The 12400-nt window shown below is 55.0% G+C and carries 9 protein-coding genes; 5 read left to right on the forward strand and 4 right to left on the reverse strand.

Features of this window, described 5'->3' with window-relative positions:
• The first annotated feature begins 26 nt into the window (after nucleotides 1-26).
• From QZR17_RS04240 to QZR17_RS04260, 5 genes are all read left to right on the forward strand, one after another.
• A complete protein-coding gene (locus QZR17_RS04240; RefSeq protein WP_297128042.1) occupies nucleotides 27-2054 on the forward strand; it encodes an outer membrane beta-barrel protein in 2028 nt (675 codons plus the stop codon).
• Between the two features lie 11 nt (nucleotides 2055-2065).
• Nucleotides 2066-3268 (forward strand): DUF5074 domain-containing protein, encoded by a 1203-nt coding sequence (locus QZR17_RS04245; protein WP_297128045.1) that lies wholly within the window; start codon nucleotides 2066-2068, stop codon nucleotides 3266-3268.
• A gap of 103 nt (nucleotides 3269-3371) precedes the next feature.
• A complete protein-coding gene (locus QZR17_RS04250) occupies nucleotides 3372-5015 on the forward strand; it encodes a PKD-like domain-containing protein (protein ID WP_297128141.1) in 1644 nt (547 codons plus the stop codon).
• A 5-nt stretch (nucleotides 5016-5020) separates the two neighbouring features.
• The gene (locus tag QZR17_RS04255; RefSeq protein ID WP_297128048.1) at nucleotides 5021-7081 is read left to right on the forward strand and encodes a hypothetical protein; all 2061 of its coding nucleotides are present in this window, start codon (nucleotides 5021-5023) and stop codon (nucleotides 7079-7081) included.
• A gap of 39 nt (nucleotides 7082-7120) precedes the next feature.
• Nucleotides 7121-9223 (forward strand): hypothetical protein, encoded by a 2103-nt coding sequence (locus QZR17_RS04260; RefSeq protein WP_297128051.1) that lies wholly within the window; start codon nucleotides 7121-7123, stop codon nucleotides 9221-9223.
• A gap of 196 nt (nucleotides 9224-9419) precedes the next feature.
• Here the strand turns inward: QZR17_RS04260 and xerD are convergent, their stop codons facing one another.
• The 4 genes from xerD to QZR17_RS04280 are packed head-to-tail and all read right to left on the reverse strand — an operon-like array spanning nucleotide 9420 to nucleotide 12380.
• Complete coding sequence (gene xerD / locus QZR17_RS04265) at nucleotides 9420-10325, reverse strand: site-specific tyrosine recombinase XerD (protein WP_297128054.1); 906 nt, start codon at nucleotides 10323-10325, stop codon at nucleotides 9420-9422.
• Nucleotides 10322-11038 (reverse strand): phosphoribosyltransferase family protein, encoded by a 717-nt coding sequence (locus tag QZR17_RS04270; protein WP_297128057.1) that lies wholly within the window; start codon nucleotides 11036-11038, stop codon nucleotides 10322-10324. Before QZR17_RS04270 ends, xerD begins: the two co-directional genes overlap by 4 nt.
• Entirely contained in the window at nucleotides 11026-11544 is a 519-nt protein-coding gene (locus QZR17_RS04275; protein WP_297128060.1) for a RecX family transcriptional regulator, read from the reverse strand. The genes QZR17_RS04270 and QZR17_RS04275 overlap by 13 nt, the downstream gene beginning before the upstream one ends.
• On the reverse strand, nucleotides 11541-12380 hold the full coding sequence (locus QZR17_RS04280; protein WP_297128062.1) for a HemK family protein methyltransferase: 840 nt from the start codon (nucleotides 12378-12380) through the stop codon (nucleotides 11541-11543). The genes QZR17_RS04275 and QZR17_RS04280 overlap by 4 nt, the downstream gene beginning before the upstream one ends.
• Nucleotides 12381-12400 lie beyond the last annotated feature (20 nt).

The raw sequence follows: 12400 nt of genomic DNA on the forward strand, positions 1-12400 counted from the left end.
CAAGTAGAGCGAAGAGAGTCAGAGTGGTGATAAAGAGAAGGTCTATAGGTGCCCTGCTTTTCCTACTGTACGCTGTCACCTGCTCCTGCCGTCTCTCGGCACAGAGCAGTCTCTCGGATACGCTCTTTCGCCTCCCCGAAGTGGTCGTGCAGGAGACTATCCGGAGACAAGAGGTGATCCGGGGACAGGTGCTTGAGGGACCCTCACTGCAGCGGATGAGTACATTCTCTATAGCGGATGCGGTGCGCTTCTTCTCGGGTGTACAGATCAAGGACTATGGAGGTATTGGCGGACTCAAGACGATCAATATCAGAGGTATGGGCTCCCAGCATGTCGGGATATTCTATGACGGGATAGAGGTGGGAAACGCCCAAAACGGACAAGTCGACCTCGGGAAATTTTCAATGGACAACATCGCATCCATTTCCCTCTACAATGGTCAGAGGAGTATGATCTTCCAGCCGGCTAAGGACTTTGGCAGTGCCGGCTCTGTATACATCAAGACACGTAATCCGAGCTTCATTGATGGCAAGGAGAGTAATCTCCGACTTACAGCGAGGGGTGGCTCATTCGGCTACCTATCATCCTCCATCCTCTGGGAGCGTAAACTGCCTCGGCACTATGCCATAGGTGCCAACGCCGAGGTTATCCGATCTCGCGGCAATTACCCCTTCAAGTACCGACGACTGTTTCAAGACGGAGTGACGGCATACGACACTACTGCATACCGAGAGAATAGCGATATCACAGCTTATCGTGTAGAGGCATCTCTCTACAAGACCCTCGAGAATGGAGCATGGGACATACACGGATACTACTACCAGTCTCACAGAGGTCTGCCCGGTCCCATCATCAGAAATGTCTTTAAGCACGGGCAGCGGCTCACTGATGAGAACGCTTTCGTCCAGAGTAAATACAGTATGGACTTCTCCGATCTCTATGCCCTGAAGCTTAATGTCAAGTATGCCAATGACTACACCCGATATGTCGATGATGAGTGGACCAGCCCCACCTATGTGGACAACGAGTACCTGCAGCATGAGGTGTACCTATCAGCGGCCAACTTACTCCGTATACGCCCCTGGTGGCATATCAGTCTCTCGACGGACTACCAGTATAATATGATGAAGGCCAATCTAGTCAACTTCTCCGAGCCTACACGACACACCGCCCTCATCGCCTTGGCGACACAGCTCCGCTGGGGATCCTTGCTGATACTCCAGCTCAGCGGTCTTGAGACGATTGTCCGGGAGACGGTAAAGAGAAATGCAGCTGCCCCACCGAAGGACATTTTCACTCCCTCCGTCTTTCTCTCCTACAAGCCGTGGGAGGAGCACGATCTCACCATCGATGCTTTCTACAAGCGCATCTTCAGGATGCCGACCTTCAATGACCTGTACTACACATTTATAGGCAATGCTGCCCTTAGGCCGGAGTACACCAGACAGCTCAGTCTCGGGGTACACTACGATCTGGAGCGCTCCGAGGGGTGGCTGCGGAAAGTCGATCTCAAGGCAGAGGCGTACCTAAATCACGTCACTGATAAGATCATCGCCGTCCCGGCAGGGAATATGTTTCGCTGGATGATGCTCAATCTCGGACAGGTGGAGGTCACCGGTCTGGAGCTCAATGCCTCTCTCGGGACAATGCTCCTACCGGACTTCGCCGTATCTTGCCGAGCCGGCTACACGTACCAGAGTGCCATTGATGTCACCTCGAGTGAGGACAAGAACTATCGACACCAGATCATCTACATTCCCAGGCACAGTGGCTCCTTCACGACGATGATGGACTACAAGAGTTGGGGCGTGAATTACAGCTTCATCTATACCGGCATACGATACAATGCTAAGTACAACGATGTGAATAGTCGTATGCTCCCATGGTACACAAGCGATCTCTCCTTCCGGAAGGCCTTCACCGGCTTTGGCGGGAAGGGGCTTATCAGGACCTCCGTGGATATCAATAACATCTTTGATCAGCACTATGATGTGGTGCTGAATTACCCGATGCCGGGACGTAATTATAAGCTTACTATTGCGCTGATCCTCTAAGAAATACTGCCATGATCCGGAGACTTACACATACTATCGCACTACTACTTATCTGCAGCCTGACTCTCGTAGGCTGCCGAGGGGAGTATGAGATCTTGCCCGTCGTCTCCAATGAGCTCAATATCCCTCACGAGGACTACAAGGATCTGAGAGGTTTTTATCTCCTAAACGAGGGTAATATGGGGAGTAACAAGGCGACTCTCGACTACTGTGATCTGAGCACCGGGGTGTACCATCGGAATGTCTATGCGGAAGCTAATCCTCATATGGTCAAGGAGCTGGGTGACGTCGGCAATGACATTGGGATCTTCGGTAGTAAGCTGTACGCCGTGATCAATGTCTCCAATTTCATCGAAGTGATGGATGCACGCACAGCCAGGCATATCGGGATGATCAAGATCCCCAACGTGAGGTACATCATATTCAATGAAGCTAATGGTAAGGCCTACGCCTCGTCATATGTGGCACCGGTGAAATTTGACCAAAACGCCCGTGTCGGCTATGTCGCAGAGATCGACACTGCTACGCTGGAGGTCACCCGGACCTGCAATGTAGGCTATCAGCCGGAGGAGATGGTGATCTGGTACGACCGTAAGGAGAATAGGCAGAAGCTGTATGTAGCCAACTCCGGTGGCTATATGTTCCCCAATTACGACCATACGATCTCCGTCATTGATCTCAATACCTTTACTCAAGAGAGGAAGATTGATGTGGACATTAACCTCCACCGACTGCGTAAGGGGAAGTTGTCTGAGGATAGTAATGGACCACAGGAGCTAATCGTCACCAGCAGAGGAGACTATTATGATCATCCATCGAGGCTTTTCTTCATCGACCTTAAGACCGACCAGGTCATCGATACTCTTAGCAAGGCGGTCACCAATCTCTACATCGACTACGAGACAGAAAAGGCCTACTTCTATGCCGTTGACTGGAGCTATAATACCCAGCAAAATACCATCACCTATGGGACATTTGACATACGCACCCACGAGCTCACCTCCACCAACTTCATCAAGGATCACACGGAGGAGGACATACGCATACCTTATGGTATAGCGGTCAATCCTATCAATAAAGATATATACATCACAGACGCCCTTGACTACGTAACGCCTGGAGACTTGCGTTGCTACGGCAAGGACGGATACCTCAAGTGGAAGACCGACACCGGGGATATTCCCGGGCACTTTGCCTTCCTGTATCACAAATAACTCATTCATGCCCATGAAACACACTCTTCAAGCCAATCTGCTGCTTACTATGCTCCTACTCTTAATAGGCGGCCTCTCTGGGTGCAGGGACATCGAGTCAAAGATGCCACCTACGATCACTATGGAGAAGACGTACACCATCAAGCCTGATCGCAAGCTGCTGATCACACCTGAGGTGTCTAATGACAACATTAATGCGATCTACTCCTGGAAGCTGGACGGTAGGGTCATCTCGACAGAGAAGAACCTCGAGTATTCCTTCCCCATCACCGGAGACTACACCATTAAGTATAGCGTCTCGACAGCAGACGGAACAGCATGGCAGGAGATCGTTGTAAAGGTTATTGACCTCGAGCTACCCATCATCGGGATGAAGGAGGGCAATGACATCTTGGCTGAGATAGGGGAGCTTCTGACGCTCACCCCCGAGATAGCCAATACGGAGAATATCAAGTATACCTGGGAGCTTGATGGGAAGGCGGTTTCCAGCGAGCCGGTCTTTGAGCTCCGACCAGACAAGGAGGGCGTACACTTCGTCCACCTCTTTACTCAGAATGATGATGGTGAGGACGACTACTTGGTCAAGGTGGTGGTGGTCCCCTCCATACCACTAGAGATAAGCTTCCCCTATCCGCAGCACTCCGGCACGGTAGGTCGTCCGCTCCGTATAGAGCCCCGGATCAGCACCACGAAAAACATCTCCTATGAGTGGTCCGTGGACGGACAGGTGATTGAGGGTCAGACCGGGCCGATACTCGTCTATACGCCCACCCGGGTGGGGACCCTGCAGGTGAAGGTCTGCGCCTACAAGACAGATCCAAGCGGAGCGAAGAAAGAGAGAGCGGGAGAGTCGATCATACCGGTGCAGGTGGGAGAGCCCGATGCACATTTCCGAAGCTTTAATCCTGCGAAGAGTAGTAAGTACGGGGGCAAGGTCTACGAGTTCCTCGCCGCTCCGGGACAGTTTGTCAACGAGGGATACAGTGCTCACACCATGGATGATGCTATCAAGTATGCTGAGGAGCGACTGTCACAGGATGTCTATGTCTCACTGGGTGGGTTTGGAGGATATCTCGTCATTGGATTTGACCACAGTATCCCCAATACCGGCGCTTTCAAGGGGTACGACTTCGCTGTAATGGGCAATTCCTTCAAGGGTAGCTCTGAGCCGGGCATTGTGTGGGTTATGCAGGATGAGAATGGAAATGGTCTCCCGGATGACAACTGGTATGAACTCAGAGGTAGTGAGACCGGTAAGGAGGGGACTATACAGGACTATGAGGTGACTTACTTCCGTCCTGCAACGGCCCGATCAAATGTCCTCTGGGCAGACAATATGGGCAACACTGGAGAGATAGACTGGCTCAACTTCCACCAGCAAGACTCCTACTATCCAATATGGGTCAAGCCGAATAGATATGTCCTCAGAGGGACTCGTCTTAAGAGTGCCAACTTTGACCAGTCCGGTCAGGGCACCTACTGGATCAATCCTGAGTACGAGTGGGGGTATGTGGACAACTTCAGCCCGATAGATCGACTGACCGATGATATCAATTACGGCGCAGCACCTAATGCCAATCACTTCAGGATCAAGGATGCCATGGACTCCAACGGGAAGCCCATACATCTGGAGTATATCGACTTCGTCAAGGTCGTCACGGGACTGAATACCAAGTCCGGATGGCTTGGGGAAGTATCCACCGAGTGCTTCAAGTTCATTGACATCCAAGTACCATCAAGCAAGTAAGAGATATGAGAAATAGATTCATCACAAGTGGCGGGATCCTCCTTTTTACAATCATTATGCTCCTCATGTCCGGTTGCAAAGAGGATATGCCGGACTTTGAGGGAGACAATCGCATACTCAGCTTTGCCCTCACTCTGGGGGGGGAGGAGTATCCGGCTTACACTGAGGGTGAGAGCAAGCTGGTGATCACCATCCCGGTCGGAGTGGATCTCACAGACGCTAAGCCGAGGTATCTACTGAGTGAGAACGCGACCATTTTCCCCGCTCCGGAGAGGGTCCGCGACTGGAGGGAGGATCAAGTCTTCAGGGTTACCTCGGCCTCCGGCAAGGGACGCTCCTATATCCTGAGAGTGATCACCGATCATCCCACGTCCCAGTATGATGTACGTCTCACTACCGATGCAGAGGTGAGGGTCTTTGGGGCAACTCACACCGGTGTGGTGAGAGGAAATCTGATCATTGGAGCTGCTACAGGGCGGGACTCCATCTCAGACATTACGCCGCTCACAGCGCTGACCAAGGTGGAGCAAGGCATTGTCATCAATCCTACATTCAAGGGGACAGACCTCACGGGGCTCCGAAATGTCTCTGAGGTCGGCAGTCTCGTCATACGGAGTGCCAAGGAGCTCAAGAAAGCTGAGCTGAGATCCTTGCGGGTGGTACACCGGGACATATCTCTTGAGAGTGACGTCCTTGAGGAGGTACACTTCCCTCTTCTGCAGCAAGTCGAGGGTACACTTAAGTTGCAGAGTAAGTCGATGCGCTCGCTGCTACTACCCGGTCTCTCCACTAGCGGGAGCCTCATCGTCATGAATTGTCCTATCCTCAGCTTCGTCAATCTGCCGGTACTTAAGTCGGTAAGTAAGGATCTGACTATCTCCACAGCGCCCATGCTCTCTGATCTCAAGGTGCGTCGTCTTGGGCGTGTCTCCGGGACCCTTTCCATCAAGGCCTCTGAGTCGCTACAGAATGTATCATTCCCCTCCCTTGAGGAGGTGGGCTCTGTCTCTATATCCTCGCCCAAGATGACAGATCTCTCGCTACCCCTTCTCGTCACGGCGGAGAATGTGGAGCTGTCCAATGTGCCACAGCTTGTCCGTCTCTCCCTCCCAAAGCTGAGTGAGGTGACAGGGGACTTCTTGATCTCCCAGGCTGGTCTTAAGAGCCTGTCAGATATACCCTTGACTAAGGTCGGAGGGAAGCTGAGTGTTATGAAAGTCTCCAATCTCTTCAATCTGGGATTGACGCTTGAGGCTCTTACGGCCGTCAAGAGTATTGTGATAGATACTTATCAGGGACACGAGGGGATTGATCTCTCCCATACGGGGATTACGGAGCTCGTGATCACCGATGCCCCTCACCTTACCTCCTTAGCTCTCCCCGAGTCGATGGACGTGGTGCGCCTCAAGGGCTTCTCTTACGTTAGCAGTGTTGAGGATGCCGGGACAGATGCATTTACTGCAGTCACGGGACTCAAGCATGTGGGGGAATTCTCTTACAATAATTACTGGACGAAAAAGAGTACTAAGGAACTCTCCTTCCCCGGCATTGAGACGATATCTCGGAAGCTTGAGGTCAGTGTTGCGATGGTAGAGAAGGTCTCCTTCCCGGCACTCACGACCGTCCATGCTCTTGAGGGTGACAAAACCCGGAAGAGGGCCAATATATACCTGAGTTATATCACTCAGTTTTACCAGCAGGAGGACCTCCATCCCGTGACGGATGTCCACACTCTCTCCTGTCCCCTCCTGACAGAGGCGGATGGTGTGGGAGCCAATAGTGTCACCCTTAAGACTTTGGATATGCCCAAGCTCCGGAGGGTCGATGAGCTCAAGCTTGACTGCATCTATTACACTGTCCATAATGACGCTATGGAGGATCTCAGCTCTCTTTCAAGCCTCAAGGAGGTACAGAGGGTGCATATCAGTAAGTACCGCGCCTTTAGAGACTACAGCTTCCTTAAGAGGGCGGTAGAGAGCGGATCCCTCACCTCCCTCTCTATATCCAAGTGTGGATACAATCCCTCCCTTGATGATCTCAAGGCGGGTCGGTTCACTAATAGGTAATGATGCGTCTCACTATACACATATATAGACAAGAATAAGATGAATGCACGATATACACTAAGTCTCTGTGCCTCCCTGATTGTATCGCTGCTCCTTCTCACTGCATGTGAGAGAGACACTCCATTCTCGGGAAGTGACGACTACCTATTGGACTTCTCGCTTCAGTCTGCTGATGGCGAGATCTACACAGCCCGTATTTCAGGTGAAGAGATCCGCATCGATCTCCCGCCGAGCTCGCTTCAGTCCGGTCTCAATCCGGTCTACCACATCAGCGAGCATGCTACCATTGCTCCCAGACCGGAGACAGTAAAGGACTGGTCTCTGGAGACAAAGTTTGAGATCACCTCTTACTCCGGGGCAAAGCGAGCCTACACCTATCGTCCCACACTTCTCTTTAAGGAGGCTACCGAGGATGTCCTCCTGAAGTCTGATGCTGAGGTGGAGGCCTTCGCCGCACGTGGAGTAGAGATCCTCAATGGCAGTCTGATCATCGGTGAGAAGGTCAAGAAGAATAGTCCGTCAGAGGAGAATTCACAGGTCACAAGCCTTGCCCCTCTTGCAGGTCTCCGCGAGGTGAGAGGAAGCGTCATCATCAGAGACAGCTATGTTGGGGAGCTCTTTGAGCTCAGCTCTTTGGAGCGTGTCACGGACATAGTCTTTGAGACAGATCGTATCAACCGGGTGAGGGCTGTCAGACTTCCCTCGCTTAAGTATGTCGGTGGGGACATTAAGTCTACCGGCTATGGTGGTAAGATCCGCTCAGATAGTCTGCGCATCATTGACCTGCCGGAGCTACACAGCCTGGGGGCTCTGCTACTTGAGGCCGACTCTGTGAGTGCTATCAAGCTTGGATCGCTGGTTGAGGCGGAGATGCTGAGTCTCAGCACATGTCGCTCGGCGATCCTGGACCTGTCTAGCCTCGAGAGGGTGGGTAGCCTCTACCTTGAGGACGAGCCGGCCTATGGTCAGGAGGAGCCGGGACCCATCACCTCCCTCAGTCTCCCCAAGCTAAAGACTTGCGAGGGTGACCTCGCTATAGAGGGTTTCCAAAAGGTGACTCAGGTTGATTTCTCCTCTCTTACTACTGTCGGAGGTGAGCTGAGTCTTGGGGGACTGCCCGGTCTCACCTCCCTTGAGCTACCGGAACTCACCCGGGCGGGAAGCTTACTGTACGCCTCCTACTCCTCCTCTCCGTCCCGCCACAACGAGCTGATCCGATCCATCACCTTACCTAAGCTGACAGAGGTGACAGATCGTTTGAGTCTGATGAGTTTCGTTGCTATGGAGGAGCTCTCTCTTCCCTCGCTGCGGGTCGTAGGGAACTTGGTGCTGTCAGCCACACTCCGATCCTATAGTCTGCCTGCACTGGAGGAGGTCAGGAGTAGCATCTCTCTCCCCTTCTTCAGTAAAGAGTCACTCCCTAAGCTTAGTCGTGTGACAGAGGTGGTCTTAATGCCCGTAGACGAGGGCAAGGGGCTCACCCTTGATCTCTCACCACTTAAGGGAGTGAAAAATGTGAAAGTCGTTGGTTGCACAGATGAGTGCACCATCCTCCTCCCGAGCGAGATCGAGCAGCTCACCTACGCCCAGTCCGGTAAGACCTCCATTCCGGTCATCAAGGGGCTGGAGCGATGCAAGAAGATTATCTTTGACAATCCCTTCCAGCTCACCAGTGCAATCAGCCTCCCTGCCTCACTTAGGGTAGTCACAGGCGAGATCTCCCTCGCTTCCAATAACTATGGTCCCTTTTCCGCGCCCTCACTTGAGGAGGTGGGTAAGCTCTCTGTCATTGGTGGTGATGCGATGGTGTCTGTCAGTCTACCGAAGCTGAGGAAGGCAGAGTCCCTCACGCTCTGGTCGGGCGGACTTAAGGAGATTCTCCTCCCAGTGCTCTCTGAGGTCCAGACTTTGGCACTGGGGTACAATTCGTTTCCCAATTATGCTATGACTACTCTCCCCGACCTCTCCTCCCTCACGCACGTTGGGAAAATCACGATTTCCGGCTTTAGTCAGTTAACCGACTACACAGGGGTCAGGACTGCAGTGGAGAGTGGCGTGATCCCAGATAATGGCTGGACGGTCACCAAGTGTGGGTACAATCCCACTCTTCAGGATCTCCGAGAGGGGCGCTATAAGCGGTAGTCACATCACACATTATTATCTGTCCGGTCCGGCAGAGTAACCTGCGTTGACCGGTCTATGGAGAGGAGCTGTACTGTCCTATAGATGTACAGCTCCTCTTCCCCTTTCAGACTTGACTGCCGGTGTGGCCGTGAGTAGGGGGGTACGGATGAGGATCACGCTTTATCGGACAGCAATAATCCGGATCCGGACTTGGCTACTTATTGCGGGGATGGTGGGTGAGGATCTCGTCGCGGAGTCCGGTCAGCTCGACGTGGGTGTAGATCTCCGTCGTGGCGATGTCGGCATGCCCGAGCATATCCCGGATGGCGGAGAGGGAGGCGCCGCCCTCCAGCAGGTGGGTGGCAAAGGAGTGGCGTAGGGTGTGCGGGGAGATGGGCTTCCGGATGCCGGCCTCCTTAGCCAGCTCCTTGATCACCATAAATACCATCTGCCGCGAGAGCGGTCGCCCGAGACGGCTCAGGAAGAGGTAGTCCCGGCAGCCGGGCTTCTCCCGGATCTCCTGCCGGATCGGGATGTAGTCCTCGATCCGCGCCACCGCCGTGTCGGACATCGGTATGAGCCGCTCCTTGCTCCCCTTCCCCATCACTCGGAGGTACTTGTGCTCGAGGAAGATGTGCTCGTACTTTAGCTCGCAGCACTCGCTGACCCGCAGCCCGCAGCTGTAGAGTAGCTCCAGCATAGCGGCATTGCGTACGCCGTGAGCCGTACTCAGGTCGATGCTGTCGATCAGCCGGTCGATCTCCTCCACCGTCAGCACCTCCGGAAGGCGCCGTCCGATCCGCGGTACCTCCAGCAGGTCGGTAGGATTGGCGGGGATGATCTCCTCTGCAAAGAGGTACCGGTAGAAGGCTCTCACCCCGCTCACCACCCGTGCCATGCTCCGGGCGTCAAGCCCCAGGTCGGCGAGGTAGGCAAGGAAGTGCTCCAGGTCGGGGTAGGTGAGCTGCAGCACCTCCAGTCGCCGGTCAGCGGCGTACTCGTAGAGGTGCTTGAGGTCAAAGGTATAGCTCCGGATCGTATTGGAGCTCAGGTTTCGTCCCAGTGTGAGGTACTGCCGGAAGTCCTCCACCAGCTCAGGTAGTTTCTGCTCGTCCGTCATATCGTCCTTTCGCCACAAGCGAGAGTGTAGTAGGAGACACTCTCGGCGCCCGCCTCCATCAGCGCCAGCGCGCAGGCGGAGAGCGTTGCACCGGTCGTCAGCACGTCATCGATGATCAGGATCCTTCGGCGAGAGACCTTGTCGGGATCGGGGACGTAAAAAGTCTCTCGCATCGATGCCCACCGCGCCTCTCGCCCTCTGTGGGTCTGGGTGCCGGTGCTGTCGCGTCTGGCGAGGAGCGTCTCATCAAGGCGGATGCCGAGGACATCCGTCAGTCCGCGGGCGATGTAAGCCGACTGGTTGTAGCCACGCTGGCGGAGGCGACTTGGTGTGAGGGGAACCGGTACCGCCACTCCTATGTCAGCAAAGTGTCCCGCCCTGAGGTGCTCCGGGGCGAAGAGTCGCCCCAGTCGCTCTCCCAGCTCGGGATGACCCTCGTACTTGATCGTATGGATAAGGTCTCGCACGGGATTGTGGTGCGTAAAGCCGAGGTCGCTCCGATACTCGGTGAAGGGGGCGTGTCCCTCGATCCGCTTCTCCGCATCGTAGAGCGTCTCGGATCCCGGGTAGCGGGGCAGGAGGTCGAGACAGGCGGGGCAGATCATCAGTCGGTCAGCGGATAGCCGCTCGCCACAGACGAGACAGTAGTGAGGGAAGAGCGTGCTACCCAGCTCTCTCGCCGCCACGCTGAGCCACTCTGCTACTCGTACCATCGCTCCTCATCCTCGCCCTCCACCGTGAGGTCCATCTCCCGCAGCACCTCTTCGGTGATCTCGGAGGGGTAGCCTCGACCATAGGCTGCGGTCATCAGCCGTCCGCGGAGGTCGTAGGCGGACTTAGACTTCTTGCGGTATCGCTCGAGCTTAGGCGCTAGGTAGCGCTCGAGGAGCTCGATCCACTTGGCGTCAGGGATCGTCGCCAGCTCACGCTCGATCGCCTCATCGGAGACCCCCTTGCCCCGAAGCTCTCGCCTTAGCATAAAGGGTCCCTTGCCGAGGAGCTCCGTCTTATCCGCCACGAAGTGCCTCACATACCGCTCCTCATCGATGAAGTGCTGTGACCTCAGCCACTCCAGTATCTGCTCCACCTCCTCTGCGGAGATGGGCTCGAGAGACCATTTGTAGAGCTTGTCGGTCACCTCCTTCGCCGACCGCTCCGCCTTGGCGCAGTAGGAACCCGCCTTGGTCAGCAGTCGCTTCCGCTCCTTCTCGTCGATCATCCCTTCTCTGCAAATAAGAATCGCCTCTCCCTCCTGTAGCCGTAGCCAAAGGTGACCTCGTACTCCCTTCTGTGGAAAAGCTCCTCAAGGCGCACGGCGGCAAGAGGATTGATCTCCAGAGCGTACCGAGGGGCGGGGCAGCGAGTGAGGATCGCTTCGTAGAAGAGTGCCGGCTCATCGTCCGGGACGAAGAGTGCCTCCGCCGGCTCCCGCTCCGTTACGTGTGGTGCCATCTCCTGACGCTCCCGCTCGAGGATGTAAGGTGGGTTGCTCACCACGAGATTCACAGGGTGGGGAAGGGCAAAGGTGTTGATGAGCAGGTCGGCCCGGAGGATCGTCACCCGGTCCGAGAGCCCGGTGGTCTCCGCATTTTGCTGTGCCAGTCGGACGGCATCCGGGCTGACGTCTATGGCGGTGACACGGATCCCAGGGTGGCGGTGGGCAAGGAGAAGGGCGATGGCACCGGTGCCGGTGCCGAGGTCTGCCACCCGCTCATTACCTACGAGCCAGCCTCGTCGGTCGATGAGGTCGCAGAGGGTGGCTGTCTCGGGCCGTGGGATCAGTACTCCGGGGGCGGTCGCCAGGGTCAGCTCCCCGAAGTCGGCACGACCGAGAATGTACTGCAGCGGCTCGTGCTCTATGAGCCGATCGGTGTAGTCCGTGAGGGTCTCGATCTCCTTTTTCGTAAGTTTGTAGTCGGAGAGGATCATCTCAGGGTAGCCCCTCCCCGTCACCTCCTCGAGGAGACGACGGGAGAGACCGATCGCCTCGCGTCGGTCGGTGTAGTAGCTCGCGAGGCGGTCTGCGATATGGCGACTATGCGACTGGATATCCATCTGTAGCAAATATACAAGCA

The organism is uncultured Porphyromonas sp. (assembly GCF_900541275.1).
In the GTDB taxonomy this organism is placed as follows: Bacteria; Bacteroidota; Bacteroidia; order Bacteroidales; family Porphyromonadaceae; genus Porphyromonas_A.

Coding starts and splice junctions, on each gene's coding strand:
- QZR17_RS04245 (WP_297128045.1), top strand. CDS start 2,066: ATGATCCGGAGACTTACACATACTATCGCACTACTACTTATCTGCAGC.
- QZR17_RS04250 (WP_297128141.1), top strand. CDS start 3,372: ATGCCACCTACGATCACTATGGAGAAGACGTACACCATCAAGCCTGAT.
- QZR17_RS04255 (WP_297128048.1), top strand. CDS start 5,021: ATGAGAAATAGATTCATCACAAGTGGCGGGATCCTCCTTTTTACAATC.
- QZR17_RS04260 (WP_297128051.1), top strand. CDS start 7,121: ATGAATGCACGATATACACTAAGTCTCTGTGCCTCCCTGATTGTATCG.
- xerD (WP_297128054.1), bottom strand. CDS start 10,325: ATGACGGACGAGCAGAAACTACCTGAGCTGGTGGAGGACTTCCGGCAG.
- QZR17_RS04270 (WP_297128057.1), bottom strand. CDS start 11,038: ATGGTACGAGTAGCAGAGTGGCTCAGCGTGGCGGCGAGAGAGCTGGGT.
- QZR17_RS04275 (WP_297128060.1), bottom strand. CDS start 11,544: ATGATCGACGAGAAGGAGCGGAAGCGACTGCTGACCAAGGCGGGTTCC.
- QZR17_RS04280 (WP_297128062.1), bottom strand. CDS start 12,380: ATGGATATCCAGTCGCATAGTCGCCATATCGCAGACCGCCTCGCGAGC.